The following is a 14,971-nucleotide window of genomic DNA, read 5'->3' as shown; positions in this document are numbered from 1 at the left end:
GCTTCGTAAGAACAATTTGTGATAAATTCCTATAAAGATAAAATACGGCAACTCAATCAATTTATCGTATTTTGTCTCATAACTCAATCTCCAAACCTATGCCTAACAAAGGGTGCTGAGTGCCTAGATCGACGAAGCACATCAGCACTCTTTTGTAACAATTTGGAATACAGTCTGCCATGCAAATTCAAACAGTTGGTATTTTAAGTCCGGGAGACATGGGGCAGGCCATCGCTGCGGTGCTTAATCAACATGGATTGAAGACGATTGCTGCCTTGGAAGACCGGAGCGATCGCACTCGACAATTAGCCGCCGCAGCCAATGTCCAAGATGTGGGTTCCCTCAAGCAATTGGTCATTGAATCCGATGTGGTGTTGTCAGTGCTAGTTCCCGCCGCCGCTAAAGAAGCAGCCCAAGAAGTAGCCCAAGCAATAAGTAGCGTTGGTAAGAGTATTTTATATGTTGATGCCAATGCGATCGCACCAGAGAAAGTTAAAAGTGTTGCCCAAATCATTGAATCCAACGGCGGGCAATTTGTCGATGCCTCAATTATTGGCCCGCCTCCACGGGTTCCCAATCGCACCCGCATCTATGCATCTGGAAAACAGGCCATTGAACTCGAACAATTGAGAGATTATGGTTTAGATGTGCGGGTAATTGGCGATGAAATTGGCCAAGCTTCTGGGTTAAAAATGTGCTATGCAGCACTGACAAAAGGATTAACAGCAATCGGTACAGAATTGTTGATTGCAGCCCATCGCTTAGGTTTAGACCAACAACTGTGGGATGAAGTGTCTACCAGCCAACCAGAATTAGCAAAAATACTGACTCGTTCCTTACCATCCATGACACCAAAAGCACATCGATGGGTGGGAGAAATGGAAGAGATTGCAGACACATTTCAAGCCTTAGATTTGACAGAGCGAATTTTTCAAGGTGCAGCCGATGTTTATCGGTTGGTAAAAGAAACATCTTTGGGTAGGGAAACACCGGAAGAAAGCGATCGCGATCGTCCCCTACCAGACATCGTTACTACCCTTTCCCAAGAAACTTTAAATGTTGAGAGTTGAGCTTATCCCACGCCTAAAAACAGATGCTTGCTTTTTTGGATGATCGCGAGTCGCACCAGGGATTAATAGCGATCGCCTAGATTATCTGTCAATACGAGCCACTAAGCGCTGAAATAGACCTTCTTGAACCAATTTTTCAGCATCGATACATACTAATAAGCTCCCTGCAAGAATCTCTGAATTGTAAGAACTCCTGATTTCTTTTCTAAGATAGGGTCTGATGTACCAACACAAAAGCTCAGTAAAATCATGTCAAATATATCACTATCTAAAACTCTATCATCACCTAAAAAAAACATACTTAATCTGACTTTTATGAAATTTCTATAAAATTCATAATTTTGTATATTTTTATGTATATTTTTTGGTTGTTTTTCAATTTCTGCTGGAACTTCAGTATTAATAAACAGATGATTATTTTGGAATAATTGAAGTTGAAATGCTCCAATTAAATCAAGATTGTTTCGGCTAGCAATAATGCTTGTTCCATCAGCTAAAAAACTGAAAATTTGGCGAGCGGAGTTTTTGCTAAAAAACTAAGATGACCGCGTTGGTGACCTGTTTATAATAAGTGAAATAAAAGTTTTAAGATAGTTGTCTTCCCAGAACCATTGTCGCCATAAAGGATGATTAGTGAAAAATCTATGTGAAGGTTATTATCTTTTTTTTTCCAAACTATATGTATACTTCCCAAAGAGCCGTTCTACTTCAATACGAACTACTGATAAGGGAGGTCTACCTGTGTTTATATTAAGCATCTGCATAAAAATTTCTGTTCCTTATTTCAATCGGTAAGGTTGTAAAATTTGAAATTTATTTTACTCCCCTAATTACATTTTATAGTTCAGTTAGATGGCAATTAACTCTTAAATTACATTTAGATAAATCTAGCTGCAATAGTTAATTGCCTTTAACTAATTCACATCCTTTACGCCTTAAACGTCAACACCGGACTCAACCGCGCCACAACATCAACCATTCCTGCTGCAACCTGGACATCAATTACAGACTGAATCGGTTTGTAAGCGGCTGGTGCTTCTTCAATGCGGCGTTCTTCACGCAATGTGATGCAGTCTACTCCAGTTAATCCGAGTTCTGCCTCACTTTCGGATGCACCTCTGCGATTAAGATCGAAGCGAGAACGAAGTCTTCCCGCCCCGTGTGAAGCAGAATTACAAAATGCTGGATTACCTCTGCCCACCATTAAATAAGAATAATCACCCATTGAACCAGGGATAATCACTGGTTGCCCTGCATAGGCTGGACAAGCGCCTTTACGCGTTACCCACTTGTCAATTTTGGATTTTGGACTTCGGCTACGCTCAGTCGAACGATTTTGGATTTTGGATTGTAGAGACATTGTGTAGGATGTTTCTACATCTTCAATTTGTGGCAAGGTGATGTTGTGCGGTAAGTCATAAACTAGAGGTGCTTCCACATCTTTGTATACTTCTCGCAAACGCAGACGTAGTAGTTCCGCCAGCAGCAGGCGATTGACAAAGCCATAATTAGCGGCTGTGGCCTCGGCTTGCAGGTAACTAGCAACTAATTCCGGATGGGAAGAAGTTGAAAGAGGAAAAATCTGAGAATCAGGGTATTTCAAATTTTTTTGCCAAGCGGCTTTGGCTTTATCTCGCCACATTCCCCCGATGTACTTGCCCACATTTCGAGAACCAGAGTGAATCATAAAGGCCAGTTGTCCCTCGCGCACTCCCCAGGCGTGGGCAAGTGTGCGATTTTCTACTTTATCAACTCGCTGCACTTCTACAAAATGATTGCCGCCGCCAATGGTTGCCAGTCCGCCATCGCGCACTAGTCCAACATCGGAAACCAATTCTTCAGGGGCGAGTTTCCAGTTACCATTCATTGAACCACCTAAGAAAATGCGTTCGCTTTCTTCGGTAAGTTGTTGCAAATCAGACTTAACTACACTCCCCGTAGGCCGATCTAGCATGGCATCTAACCAACCGGGAACTCCGTACTGAAATAACGCCCGCATTGCTTGAGCAGTCATCGTTACATCCCGCGTACCGAAGAAATAATCCCCCTTCATCCGTTCTACAAATTGGTCGCGCTTGGTGAGAAATTCCTCAATTGTCAAATCAGCTACATGCAAACGCATTCCACAATTGATGTCAGAACCGACAGCACTGGGGATTACCTGACCCACAGTTTCTACGACTGAACCAATGGCGACCCCTGCATCACCAGGATGAAAATCAGGCGTAGCACAGGCACGACACACGCATCCTCCAGATGGGTGTCTAACACTTGCCAAATTCGCTAACTGCTTGAGTGCCTTGGCTTCTACGGGAAAATCTTCCGGTAGTAGTACTTCTGCTACAGGAGCATCAAGAGAATTAGCTAGACGAACAGAATAAGTGCGATCGCTGTAAGTTACATCCAAACCCTGCCGCCCTAAAGCACGCAGGAGACGTTTTAAATTTTTTGGCTGCATGAAAACTCCAAAATAAAGTCTTTTGTAAGACTTTTTGTTGTGAAGAGGTTAGGAGACTTGGGTTCAGCAGCCGCGTCTCAAGCGATGGGGGTTATTTTCCCGGAATTGTGGGGAAAACAACGGATATATCAACTTAATAGCACACAGTTTCATCTGGTGACAAGTTTTTGTAGCATATTGTATTTTTGAAACTTTGAAAAATCTCTAGACTCTCCAGCCAGCTGGAGAGTCTAGGATAAATTCAAGGCGATTCCTCAGCCAGAAATGAGAAATTTCTCAGGTGTCAGGTATACGCCCCAGTCATCCAGCTTGGCGTGGCGAGGTTGTTCATTTTATCCCGTAAATCTATGACTTTCCAACTTACAGTTCCCAACATGGCTTGTTCTGCTTGTGCAAACACCATCACCAAAGCACTTCAGGCTGTCGATGCCAATGCTAGCGTTGAGGCCGATCCAACAACCAAGCTTGTCAGCGTAGAAACTCAAGCATCAGAAACAGCGATTAAAGAAGCGTTAGCTGCTGCTGGCTATCCAGTCGCGTAAACGGGGTTGGGGAGATGGGGAGACAAGGGAGAGGGGGTAGACAAGGGAGAAAGATTGCTACCTTGTCCCCCTTGTCTACCTTGTCCTCTTCCCAATGCCCCATGCCCCATGCCCAATTCCCAATTCCCAATATGGATACTCTCACACTCAAACTTCGAGGTATGAGCTGCGCCGCTTGTGCCAATAATGTCGAAAAGGCGATTCGTTCGGTTCGCGGGGTGATTGACTGCAATGTTAACTTTGGAGCTGAACAAGCCGCTATCAATTACGATCGCTCTCTCACCAATTTAGAACAAATCCAAGGTGCGATCGCCGCTGCGGGTTACTCTTCCTACTCACTTTCCGAAGAAATCCTGTCTCAAGAAGATGATGCCGAGATAGCAACTAGACAAGCAAAACAACGCGAACTTTTTCTCAAAGTAACGGTGGGAGGTGTAATCAGCAGTTTCCTGTTTTTGGGATCGCTGCCAATGATGATTGGGGTAAATTTGCCTTTCATTCCCAGTTTCCTGGAGAATCCTTGGCTACAGCTAGTGCTGACAACACCCGTCGTTTTTTGGTGTGGTGGTTCTTTTTACCGCAATGGTTGGAAAGCTTTTAAGCGTCATACGGCGACGATGGACACGCTGATTGCTTTGGGTACAAGTGCAGCCTATCTATATTCTTTGTTTATTACCGTTTTCCCTGGATTTTTTATTGCTCAGGGCTTGGTTCCTCATGTTTATTATGAAGTTGCAGCCATTGTCATTACCTTAATTTTGCTGGGGCGATTATTAGAAAATCGCGCCAAGGGACAAACTTCTGAAGCTATCCGCAAACTTATGGGACTCCAAGCCAGAGATGCCAGAGTTATCCGTAACGGTGTGGAAGTTGATGTTCCCATTGCTGAAGTCAAAATCAACGATGTGATTTTGGTACGTCCTGGGGAAAAGATTCCTGTAGATGGCGAAATCATTGCAGGGGTTTCTACGGTAGATGAAGCGATGGTGACCGGTGAAAGTTTGCCAGTCAAAAAGCAACCAGGAGATGAAGTGATTGGGGCAACGATAAACGGTGCGGGTGCATTTCAGTTTCGTGCAACACGAGTGGGAAAAGATACGTTTTTGGCTCAAATCGTCAAACTAGTGCAACAAGCCCAAGGTTCCAAAGCACCAATTCAGCGCTTGGCAGATCGAGTGACGGGATGGTTTGTACCAGCTGTAATTGCCATTGCGATCGCCACTTTTATCATTTGGTTTAGCTTCACAGGCAACCTCACCTTAGCAACCATGACAACGGTAGGTGTATTGATTATCGCTTGTCCTTGTGCTTTGGGTTTAGCTACCCCGACTTCTGTCATGGTGGGAACCGGCAAAGGTGCAGAAAATGGAATTTTGATTAAAGGCGCAGACAGCTTAGAACTAGCACACAAAATCCAAACCATCGTTTTAGATAAAACCGGTACTTTAACTGTGGGTAAACCTACGGTTACAGATTTTGTCACCGTCAACGGCACAGCCGATGGTAACGAACTCAAAGTTTTACAGTTAGCAGCAACAGTAGAACGAAATTCCGAACATCCTCTAGCGTCCGCTGTTGTCAGGTATGCCGAATCTCAAGAAGTGAATTTAGTAGAGGCTAACAACTTTCAAGCGATGCCTTCGGCAAGCCACTTCGTGGCTAACGCAGGTAGCGGCGTGCAAGCAATTGTTAGCGATCGCCTGGTGCAAATTGGTACCCAACGCTGGTTAACAGAACTCGGAATTAATACCAAGGCTCTCCAGCAGTATAAAGATACATGGGAAGCTGCTGGGAAAACAGTTATTTTGATTGCCGTCGATGGCGAAATAGAAGCAGTAATGGGTATTGCCGATGCCCTGAAACCTTCATCCGCAGCAGCCGTGAAAGCACTGCAAAAGCTGGGTTTAGAAGTAGTAATGCTTACCGGAGATAATCAGAAAACTGCGGAGGCGATCGCCCAACAAGTTGGCATCACACGAGTATTTGCCGAAGTCAAACCAGATAGAAAAGCGGCGATTATTCAATCTCTGCAACAGGAAATGGCAAAAAGGACACGGGGACACGGGGACACGGGGACACGGGGACAAATGGATAGAAACAATTCTTTCACCGTGTCCCCGCGTCTCCCCCTCCCCGCGTCTCCTCCTCTCCCCACCCCCCACTCAATTGTCGCAATGGTAGGTGATGGTATCAATGATGCTCCAGCACTAGCGCAGGCTGATGTGGGAATTGCCATCGGTACGGGGACAGATGTGGCGATCGCAGCGAGCGATATCACGCTTATTTCTGGAGATTTACAAGGAATTGTGACGGCTATTCAACTTAGTCGCGCTACTATCAACAATATTAGGCAAAATCTCTTTTTTGCTTTTATTTACAATGTTATCGGCATTCCTATTGCAGCTGGAATTCTCTTCCCAATCTTCGGTTGGTTACTCAATCCCATTATCGCCGGAGCCGCGATGGCTCTTTCTTCAGTTTCTGTTGTCAGCAACGCCTTAAGATTGCGTAAATTTCAACCAAAAACTAGCTGAATTTTGGATTTTAGATTTTAGATTTTGGATTGGGAATAGCCTTGGTGAATCAGGGTTTATGCGATCCAAAATCCCAGACATAATTTTTCAGATGATTACCCAATCCCCAGTCCCTTTTACTTGGTATTAGCAAATGTTCAGCAAAAAAATGCTTTGGGGAAATTTGGCTGCTTTATTTCTGCTAACTGGAACATCAACCGTAGCCTTAGCAGAAATGCCAGTTCATTCAGAACAAAACAGCCAATTTCACCACATAGAGCAACCTTTAGGCTTGAAAGTTGGTGTGGCGATCGCTGGTTTAGCCTTAATTGGGCTAGAGTTGTGGTGGTTTCTCCTCTACGTAGCCGATGAATAAGTTAAATCGGTGGCAGGAAATATACTTATATTACAAAATGTAATAACATTCATAACCACACCATAAAAAAGTTGATAATTCATAAGAATTATCCGAATATAACTTATGCGAATTGATTTTATCTTGCTGACTTTCTTCAGTGTCGTTAGCTTCATTCCCCTATTGAACTCTGAAATTTCACAGGTTAAAGACCAAAAATTATTGCAGAAAAATCATACGGATAAGTTATCCACCAAAAAAATCTTATCTGTTGATGGCAGTAATATTCGGACATTGAGAGAAATCTTTGAGATTAGATGGATACCAGCAGGTTCAATGGAAACTACTTTATATGGTAGTCCAGTGCAATGGAATGCAGATTATGTATTAGCTGATAAATTTGTTTACAATTCTGAATTGCCTAAACGTGGCGATATTATTATATTTAAGCCTACTGAAAAATTGACACAGCTAGAGTATACAGAACCATTTATCAAGCGGATTATTGCTCTACCTGGAGAAAAAGTAGAACTGAGAAAAGGTAAAGTATATATTAACAATCAGCTTCTTCAAGAAAAGTATATTGATCCCAAACAAAAAACAACTATAGATGTTTGTGCATCGGACGAACAACCACCTGTTTTGTCTAAACCTCAAACTCTACCACCTAACTCGTATTTAACACTAGGTGATAATCGCACTAATAGTTACGATAGTCGTTGTTGGGGTTTTGTTCCTAAAGAAAATATTATTGGGCGAGTAGTCAGAAGAGTTTGGCCTCTAGAAAGTAAACTTGATTTAGATGAAACCCGCAATCAACAACAGTATTCTTTAGAAGAATTGTATCTCAAAAATGTAGGTTTTATAGTAGCTCCAAATAATTTAAATGATTCTATTAATTTCTTTCAAAAGTATTTAGGAGATGCTCAGAAAAACCGGGATATTAACGGTGAAATTACAGCATTAAGACATCTTTCTTTGTATAGTATAATGCTTGGTTATAAAAACGATCGAGCGATGAATTATTCTCAACAGTTCTTAAATATCGCACGTAAACATAAAATTTCGGGAGCAGAAACTCAAGCTTTGGCATATATGTCTTTTGCTTCTTTCCTTAAAGGCGATCCTAATTTAGCCATTGATTACGGGCAGCAAGTTTTACCACTGGTACAAAAAAATCAAGATGATTACAGTGAATATACTGCGCTATTGAGTCTGGCGATCGCTCATGTATATTTAAATGATTGCTCTAAATATCAGCTTTTTTATAGTCAAAGTTTATCTGTTTTAAATAGACTTCCAACCTCAAACAAAAAAATACTACAAGAACAAATATTTCCTATTTTTGAACAAGTAAATGTAAAAGCTTGTTTACCACTATCAAAACTATAAAGACCATTTATCGAACAGAATAGAGGCGTCAGTCGTCAGAATTCAGCAATATTTTCTGTGCGAGTGGCGGATAGCGAAGCGTAAAGCCTGCGGCATGGCTTCGCTTAGAGCGACGCAGGAGCGTCTGAATAACCGGGTTTAATACCCCCACCAAATCGTAGATTTGGTGGTCTTTAAGACGCTCGCGGACTCGCTTTCCGCGTCGCTATCAGTCGCGGGTCTGAATTCCTGACTGATTTATTCTGACTCCTGAATTCTGAATTCTGAATTCTTCTTCAAAAAGTAAATCAAAAGGTAGTGGCGTGTCAAGGCTAAAATAGTGCATCAATAAACTCTTGTGGGGTGGGCATCTTGCCCGCCCGGACGGGTGAGGACACCCATCCCACAATAAAATCTATTCCAACATTTAAGGCTTGACACGCCAGTAGGGTGTGTTACGGCTGTGTAGGAATTTGAGCGTTTGAGAAAGTCTAATACCAATTCAAACAATCTTTGCAACACATCGATCATCTGTAGGGGCGCACAGCTGTGCTACCCTACCCAGCGTATTTGTCGCATTCTTTTTTCAAATTGGTATAATTTAGCCGTAACACACCATATTTACAGGTGCGTTAAGCGCTGCTTTAAAGCACCCTACAATTTAAGCTATTCTCAATCCAAAATCTAAAATCTAAAATCCAAAAATGGACTTCACTTACCAATATCTTCGTTCCAAAGTTCGGGGTTAGTTTCAATAAACTCACTCATTATTTGTTCGCATTCCTCAAGATTGAGATCGATTACTTCCACACCGTGAGATATCATAAAATCTTTAGCACCAGGAAAAGTTCTGGATTCTCCGGCAATAACTTTTTTAATACCAAATTGTACCACTGCCCCAGCGCATAAATAGCACGGCATTAAGGTTGAATATAGTGTTGTACCTCTATAGTTACCAACTCTGCCAGCATTGCGAAGACAATCAATTTCGGCGTGGGTAACAGGATCGCCATCTTGGACGCGTTTATTGTGTCCTCTGCCGAGAATTTTGCCATCCTTGACGAGAACCGAACCGATAGGAATTCCACCTTCTTGTCTGCCTTGTTTTGCTTCTTGAATTGCAGCCTGCATAAATTCATCCATTTTTTTATTCTCCTAAAATATGTCAAAACAACTCGTATTAATGGATCATGATGGCGGTGTAGATGATTATTTAGCAACCATGCTGCTGTTGACAATGGATAATATCCAACTTCTCGGTGTTGTTGTCACCCCAGCCGATTGTTATATCCAACCAGCGGTTAGCGCCACACGAAAAATTCTCGATTTGATGGGATTTTCTCATATTCCGATCGCACAAAGTACTGTGCGTGGTATTAATCCCTTTCCTAATCTCTATCGCCGTGATTCCTTCATCGTTGACCATTTACCCATTCTCAATCAAAGGGAAACCATCACTACGCCTTTAGTTGCCGAACCAGGTCAAGATTTTATGATTCAGGTGTTACGTGAAGCATCAGACCCCGTAACCTTGATGGTAACTGGGCCGTTGACGACGGTTGCAGCAGCTTTGGAAAAAGCACCAGATATTGAAGCCAAGATTCAGAAAATTGTTTGGATGGGAGGTGCTTTGAATGTCCCTGGCAATGTAGAAAAAAGTTTGGAACCAGGACAAGATGGTTCTGCTGAATGGAATGTTTATTGGGACGCAATTTCAGCGGCGCAAGTTTGGAAAACCCAAATTGAAATTATTATGTGTCCTTTGGATTTGACAAATAATGTCCCAGTGACATCAGAATTAGTACAAAAAATGGGGCGACAACGGCATTATCCCGCCTCAGATTTAGCAGGACAATGTTATGCATTAGTTATTCCCCAAGATTATTATTTTTGGGATGTTTTAGCAACGGCTTATTTAGGACATCCAGAATTTTATCAATTGCGGGAATGGGAAACAGAAATTATCACCACTGGTGTGAGTCAGGGACGCACTAAAGTTGTGTCTGGTGGGCGGAAAATTTATGCAATGGATAAAGTAGATAAAGATGCTTTTTATGCTTATATTTTGCAACAATGGGCGAGATAAAAAACTGAAAAATTAGGTGCCGTGCATACTCAAACTCGCTACCGAAAACTAACGACAAAGCTCACCAGACACAGACAACCTCTGCAACTCAACCGACCATATTGGAGCATTCCGGTGTAAAGACTTTTTTGGACAGTATCATTTAAAACTGAGAATTACTCATAGCGTGCTTTTTTAGATTTAATCACCTCAATTACATCATCGTGTCTTTGCCCCTCGATAATATCCTTGAGATGAATTTGGCCATTAATGTATTGAATATGGATACGCCAACCTGAAACTTTATCGATATCAGCACGATAAATTGCCTGCTTCACACCTTTTACTTTGTGCAGCCTCGTTTTTGGAAATTTTCTTGTTCTGTGACACTCATTATCTTCAAGCTCTCCCAAGGCTTCAAGAAAAGCAATCTTTAGCTCGTCATCTGGCAAAATCTTTATCGCTTGATAAATAATGCCATATTCATCACACAGAGTAAGGGTTTGTGCCATAAATCAACTTACGAGATCCCGGCAGTTTCTGGATTGTGATGGAGTAATCCTTGATACAAAGACTCTGCCACACCTTTATACGCTTTATCAAGGTCATCGTGTTTGACTACTCGAAAAAGAGTAAAAATAACTTGGCCAAAAATTGGATCTTCGTCAACTGCCAAAATCACCCTTAGTTTCTGCGAAACCTTAAGTGTGTAAAGGGAAGATTCATAGCCATTAATATCTGACGGTAGGGGAAGACGACGCAACTTACGATAAACGTCAGCTTTTTGAGTTGGGAAGAGGCTGGCACAATCATTGATTTTTTTAACCACTGCGGCTTTCTCATCTTCACTCAGGCCGCCAATATCTTTTTCAAAGCTCCTTGTTGACTCAATTAGAACATCCACGTTACGAACCGCCAATTTGAATTTAGCTACTTGCCCTTTGTCCTTAACATAATAACAGTTATGTCCAGAAAAATTTTGTCTATCATCTTTATAAGGACATTAAATGGAAACTTTATTAATATTATTCTATGCTAAAATTTTTAAAATTTGCTATAAAATCTTTCAGATACAATTCGTCTGAAGCATTATTTTTACAAAATAAAAAAGAGAGATAAGGGTTATTAAGGAGTGAAAAACTTTAAACCTAAAAACAGAGCCGCTACAGTTCCCGCCACAGAAATTTCACCTTGACTAATTTTCTCTAAAACTGATTCTACTGGAATTAATACAATCTCGATTTCTTCTGTAATATCAAGTTGTTGTTTTCTAAATTTGATGACATTTTTTGCTAAAAATAAATGTATTTGATTAGTGTCTTTACTTGGCTTATCATATAAAATTCCTATCTTTTGAAATTCTTCGGCAATATAACCAGTTTCTTCTGTAAATTCTCTCATTGCTGCTACTTCAGGATTCTCTTGTGTAAAATCGAAACTTCCTGCGGGCAGTTCTAAGAAAAATTCACTGACGGCGTGTCTATATTGCCTGACAAAAATAATTTCTCGACTACTGGTAATAGGTAAAACCATTGCTACATCAGGCTTAATACTGACAAAATAATCATCAATAATTTTTCCATTGGGCAATTCTATTTCGTCTTGCCTGACCTTACACCAGTAATGGTCTAATACCATTTTGGATTTTAAAATTTTCCATTTCTTTAAGTTGCTCATAAATTAAGTAACAAATAATATTTTGTATAAGGAACCATACAGTCAATGTAAAAAAGTATAACGGATACGTCCGATAAGCTAAATTTTGAATTTACACTGGCTTTTGCTTTAATATAATACGCTCTATATTTATGGAAATAAATGTAAGTTTATTTACAGTGAATAAGAGATTCCCGTTGACTATCAGTCGCGGGACAACAGCACAGACTACCAATGTCTGGGTGAAAATTTCACAAGATGGCATTGAAGGTTGGGGGGAGGCGTCGCCCTTCGGCGTGGGTAATCATCGGCAATCAACTGATACAATCAAAGACGCTCTAGAGCAAGTTATACCACTCCTGCAACGGTTCAGTCCTTTACAACGGCAGGAAATTGAACAGGTGTTGACCGAAAACCAAGCTCCTTCTAGTGTGAAAGCAGCCTTGGATATAGCAATGCACGACTGGCTTGGTAAACGGGTTGGGTTACCTTTATGGCAAATTTGGGGACTCGATCGCCACGCCATTGTACCAACTTCCCTGACAATTGGTATTAATTCACCAGAAGGTGCGATCGCCAGAGCCAAAGATTGGTTAAACTTTACTGATGTTCGTGTTTTCAAAGTCAAGCTTGGTAGCCCAGATGGCATAGAAGCAGACCGCAAAATGTTCTTAGCAGTGCAACAAGCAGCACCAAAAGTAGAATTTTTTGTTGATGCTAACGGCGGTTGGAGTTTAGAAGATGCGATCGCCATGTGCCATTGGCTAGCTGATTTAGGTATAAAGTATGTAGAACAGCCATTACCACGGGGACAAGAAACAAGTTTGGCAAAACTCAAACAAAACTCTCCTCTGCCCATCTTTGTTGATGAAAGTTGCTTTACAAGTTCTGATATTCCCCACTTAGCAAACTATGTGGATGGGATAAATATTAAACTGATGAAATCAGGGGGACTAACTGAGGCCATGCGAATGGTACATGTGGCCAGAGCCTATGGATTACAAGTGATGTTCGGTTGCTATTCTGATAGTTCCTTAGCCAATACAGCAGCAGCACAGCTAGCACCACTAGCTGATTATTTAGATTTAGACAGTCACCTGAACTTAATTGATGACCCATTTACGGGTGCATTGTTAACACAAGGAAGAGTTTTGCCAAACGATTTACCAGGTTTGGGGGTACAACACAGTGCGTTTGCCACTTAATCAACGAGTAGCTATCTTACTTCATGAAGGAATTACCGGGACTCAAGGTAAAACAGGGCTAGCAATTCTACGTTATAGTGAAGCCCCTATTGTCGCAGTCATCGATCGCGATTGTGCAGGCAAATCCCTGCCACAATTAACAGGTATCAACCGCGATGTACCAATTGTGCCATCTGTAGCCGCAGCCTTGGAATACAAGCCAGAAGTCTTGGTAATTGGCATAGCCCCAGGAGGTGGCGCTGTACCAGATAATTATTGGCTGGAAATTAAAGAAGCTTTACAAGCTGGAATGTCCTTGGTAAATGGTTTACACACAGCAATGGCAAATATGCCAGAACTCAATGCACTGCTAAAACCAGGGCAACTCATTTGGGATGTGCGGAAAGAACCGTCTAATATACCTATTGCCAGTGGTATGGCACGCACTCTCCCCTGTCGGCGAGTATTGACTGTGGGAACCGACATGGCCATCGGTAAAATGTCAACCAGCCTGGAGTTACATCGGGTGTCGAAACTGCGCGGATGGAGTTCTAAGTTCTTAGCCACAGGTCAAACAGGTGTGATGTTAGAAGGCGATGGTGTGCCTTTGGATGCCGTGCGCGTAGACTTTGCCGCCGGTGCTGTGGAACAGATGGTGATGCGCTATGGCAAAAACCACGATATCCTGCACATTGAAGGACAAGGTTCGCTGCTACATCCTGGTTCCACCGCCACCTTACCCTTAATTCGTGGTTCTCAACCAACCCAACTAGTATTGGCACATCGAGCCGGACAAGTTCATATCCGCAATCATCCCCATGTAGTAATTCCACCTTTACGTAAGGTCATCCAGCTTTATGAAAGTGTCGCCAGTGCCGGCGGTGCTTTTGGTACTGTACATGTGGTGGGTATAGCATTGAACACAGCCCATCTAGATGAATCTGCGGCGAATGAAGCCATCGCTCAAGTGGCAGCAGAAACAGGACTACCTTGCACCGATGTTGTTCGTTTTGATGCCAATGTAATTTTGGATGCAGCACTCAAAAATTAGGCTCGTATTGCTCCAATACTTATCGGGTTTTGGGGAAAAGGGGAAAGGGGAAAGGGAAAAGGGGAAGGGGGAAAGGGAAAAGGGGAAGGGGGAAAGGGAAAAGGGGAAGGGGGAAAGGGAAAGAAAAAACCTTGAACCCTTCCCCTTTAAGCTTTTCCCCAAAAATCGGCGATCGCGTCACGCCGTAGGCATTGCTCATAAGTAACTTTTATTAGACGTATCACCCTTTTTTTGTCAAGCCTAGTTGACGTTTTGTAACAAAGTTGTTAAATTTATTTACATAAGTTAACAAACAACCAAAAGAAAAAATTATGTACACCACAGTAAATGAAGAGGGCGTTCTCAATAACTATGCAACCGAACCCAAAATGTACTATGCAGAGTACCCAGCAATTTGGGAACAACGTAAATACTTAATACAAGGTGTTTTTGCAACTTTAATCGTTACTACTTTAGTTTTGGTTGGTTTTAGTGTTAGCTAAGATTTTTTGACTTCGGTATCGCTGTATCTCATCGCCATTCGTACTTCTCTTTTTACCTCGGCTAATTTAGTCGGGGTTTTTTGTATTTGAACTTTGCGCCATCGCTCAAATCACCAAACAAGGTCTGGGAAAAGGTTAAGGGGTAAAGGGTAAAGGATGTATTTGAAACCTTTCCCCTTTCCCCTTTCCCCTTTCCCCTTTCCCCTTTCCCCTTTCCCCTTTCC

Annotated in this window: 15 protein-coding genes; 9 read left to right on the top strand and 6 right to left on the bottom strand. The window is 42.0% G+C overall.

Going from position 1 to position 14,971, the window contains the following annotated elements; all coding sequences use genetic code 11:
* The first annotated feature begins 179 nt into the window (after positions 1-179).
* Positions 180-1,070 carry an NAD(P)-dependent oxidoreductase gene (locus VF06_RS34720; RefSeq protein ID WP_099071204.1) on the top strand — a complete coding sequence of 297 codons (891 nt, stop codon included), beginning with the start codon at positions 180-182 and terminating at the stop codon, positions 1,068-1,070.
* A 562-nt stretch (positions 1,071-1,632) separates the two neighbouring features.
* Here the strand turns inward: VF06_RS34720 and VF06_RS43575 are convergent.
* Both VF06_RS43575 and VF06_RS34715 read right to left on the bottom strand, forming a co-directional pair.
* Entirely contained in the window at positions 1,633-1,764 is a 132-nt protein-coding gene (locus VF06_RS43575; protein WP_143861855.1) for an AAA family ATPase, read from the bottom strand.
* A gap of 234 nt (positions 1,765-1,998) precedes the next feature.
* Positions 1,999-3,528, bottom strand: coding sequence for an RtcB family protein (locus tag VF06_RS34715; protein ID WP_099071203.1), 1,530 nt, complete (start codon positions 3,526-3,528; stop codon positions 1,999-2,001).
* A gap of 347 nt (positions 3,529-3,875) precedes the next feature.
* On the opposite strand from VF06_RS34715, the gene VF06_RS34710 reads away from it, so the two are divergent.
* From VF06_RS34710 to lepB, 4 genes are all read left to right on the top strand, one after another.
* Positions 3,876-4,070, top strand: coding sequence for a heavy-metal-associated domain-containing protein (locus VF06_RS34710; RefSeq protein ID WP_099071202.1), 195 nt, complete (start codon positions 3,876-3,878; stop codon positions 4,068-4,070).
* A gap of 131 nt (positions 4,071-4,201) precedes the next feature.
* A complete protein-coding gene (locus tag VF06_RS34705) occupies positions 4,202-6,604 on the top strand; it encodes a heavy metal translocating P-type ATPase (RefSeq protein ID WP_099071218.1) in 2,403 nt (800 codons plus the stop codon).
* Positions 6,605-6,737: 133 nt separating this feature from the next.
* Entirely contained in the window at positions 6,738-6,959 is a 222-nt protein-coding gene (locus tag VF06_RS34700; RefSeq protein ID WP_099071201.1) for a hypothetical protein, read from the top strand.
* A 105-nt stretch (positions 6,960-7,064) separates the two neighbouring features.
* Positions 7,065-8,330, top strand: a complete 1,266-nt coding sequence (gene lepB / locus VF06_RS34695) for a signal peptidase I (RefSeq protein ID WP_099071200.1) — start codon at positions 7,065-7,067, stop codon at positions 8,328-8,330.
* 690 nt (positions 8,331-9,020) lie between these two features.
* On the opposite strand, the gene VF06_RS34690 is transcribed toward lepB, so the two are convergent.
* Positions 9,021-9,452 (bottom strand): nucleoside deaminase, encoded by a 432-nt coding sequence (locus tag VF06_RS34690; RefSeq protein WP_099071199.1) that lies wholly within the window; start codon positions 9,450-9,452, stop codon positions 9,021-9,023.
* A 19-nt stretch (positions 9,453-9,471) separates the two neighbouring features.
* Between VF06_RS34690 and VF06_RS34685 the strand changes: the two genes are divergently transcribed.
* The gene (locus tag VF06_RS34685; protein WP_099071198.1) at positions 9,472-10,395 is read left to right on the top strand and encodes a nucleoside hydrolase; all 924 of its coding nucleotides are present in this window, start codon (positions 9,472-9,474) and stop codon (positions 10,393-10,395) included.
* 155 nt (positions 10,396-10,550) lie between these two features.
* Here VF06_RS34685 and VF06_RS34680 read toward each other — a convergent pair whose 3' ends face one another.
* From VF06_RS34680 to VF06_RS34670, 3 genes are all read right to left on the bottom strand, one after another.
* Positions 10,551-10,886 carry a hypothetical protein gene (locus VF06_RS34680; protein ID WP_099071197.1) on the bottom strand — a complete coding sequence of 112 codons (336 nt, stop codon included), beginning with the start codon at positions 10,884-10,886 and terminating at the stop codon, positions 10,551-10,553.
* Between the two features lie 8 nt (positions 10,887-10,894).
* Positions 10,895-11,278, bottom strand: coding sequence for a hypothetical protein (locus VF06_RS34675; RefSeq protein WP_099071196.1), 384 nt, complete (start codon positions 11,276-11,278; stop codon positions 10,895-10,897).
* A gap of 221 nt (positions 11,279-11,499) precedes the next feature.
* Positions 11,500-12,051, bottom strand: coding sequence for an NUDIX hydrolase (locus VF06_RS34670; protein ID WP_099071195.1), 552 nt, complete (start codon positions 12,049-12,051; stop codon positions 11,500-11,502).
* A 131-nt stretch (positions 12,052-12,182) separates the two neighbouring features.
* Here VF06_RS34670 and VF06_RS34665 point away from each other — a divergent pair, with 131 nt between their 5' ends.
* From VF06_RS34665 to psb34, 3 genes are all read left to right on the top strand, one after another.
* Complete coding sequence (locus tag VF06_RS34665) at positions 12,183-13,235, top strand: dipeptide epimerase (protein ID WP_099071194.1); 1,053 nt, start codon at positions 12,183-12,185, stop codon at positions 13,233-13,235.
* The gene (locus tag VF06_RS34660; RefSeq protein WP_099071193.1) at positions 13,219-14,265 is read left to right on the top strand and encodes an N-acetyltransferase DgcN family protein; all 1,047 of its coding nucleotides are present in this window, start codon (positions 13,219-13,221) and stop codon (positions 14,263-14,265) included. Before VF06_RS34665 ends, VF06_RS34660 begins: the two co-directional genes overlap by 17 nt.
* A 311-nt stretch (positions 14,266-14,576) precedes the next feature.
* Positions 14,577-14,747, top strand: a complete 171-nt coding sequence (gene psb34 / locus VF06_RS39875; protein ID WP_143861854.1) for a photosystem II assembly protein Psb34 — start codon at positions 14,577-14,579, stop codon at positions 14,745-14,747.
* The last annotated feature ends 224 nt before the right edge of the window (positions 14,748-14,971 follow it).

This window comes from Nostoc linckia z4, from assembly GCF_002608075.1.
GTDB lineage: Bacteria > Cyanobacteriota > Cyanobacteriia > Cyanobacteriales > Nostocaceae > Nostoc > Nostoc linckia.
Note: the sequence above shows the minus strand (reverse complement) of the source record. Positions and strands in the feature narration are given on the sequence as shown.

Excerpts from the sequence above, each read along its gene's own strand:
- VF06_RS34710 (WP_099071202.1), top strand. The coding sequence starts at position 3,876 with ATGACTTTCCAACTTACAGTTCCCAACATGGCTTGTTCTGCTTGTGCA.
- VF06_RS34685 (WP_099071198.1), top strand. The coding sequence starts at position 9,472 with ATGTCAAAACAACTCGTATTAATGGATCATGATGGCGGTGTAGATGAT.
- VF06_RS34670 (WP_099071195.1), bottom strand. The coding sequence starts at position 12,051 with ATGAGCAACTTAAAGAAATGGAAAATTTTAAAATCCAAAATGGTATTA.
- VF06_RS34700 (WP_099071201.1), top strand. The coding sequence starts at position 6,738 with ATGTTCAGCAAAAAAATGCTTTGGGGAAATTTGGCTGCTTTATTTCTG.
- VF06_RS34720 (WP_099071204.1), top strand. The coding sequence starts at position 180 with ATGCAAATTCAAACAGTTGGTATTTTAAGTCCGGGAGACATGGGGCAG.
- VF06_RS34665 (WP_099071194.1), top strand. The coding sequence starts at position 12,183 with ATGGAAATAAATGTAAGTTTATTTACAGTGAATAAGAGATTCCCGTTG.
- VF06_RS34715 (WP_099071203.1), bottom strand. The coding sequence starts at position 3,528 with ATGCAGCCAAAAAATTTAAAACGTCTCCTGCGTGCTTTAGGGCGGCAG.
- lepB (WP_099071200.1), top strand. The coding sequence starts at position 7,065 with ATGCGAATTGATTTTATCTTGCTGACTTTCTTCAGTGTCGTTAGCTTC.
- psb34 (WP_143861854.1), top strand. The coding sequence starts at position 14,577 with ATGTACACCACAGTAAATGAAGAGGGCGTTCTCAATAACTATGCAACC.
- VF06_RS34680 (WP_099071197.1), bottom strand. The coding sequence starts at position 10,886 with ATGGCACAAACCCTTACTCTGTGTGATGAATATGGCATTATTTATCAA.
- VF06_RS34690 (WP_099071199.1), bottom strand. The coding sequence starts at position 9,452 with ATGGATGAATTTATGCAGGCTGCAATTCAAGAAGCAAAACAAGGCAGA.
- VF06_RS34705 (WP_099071218.1), top strand. The coding sequence starts at position 4,202 with ATGGATACTCTCACACTCAAACTTCGAGGTATGAGCTGCGCCGCTTGT.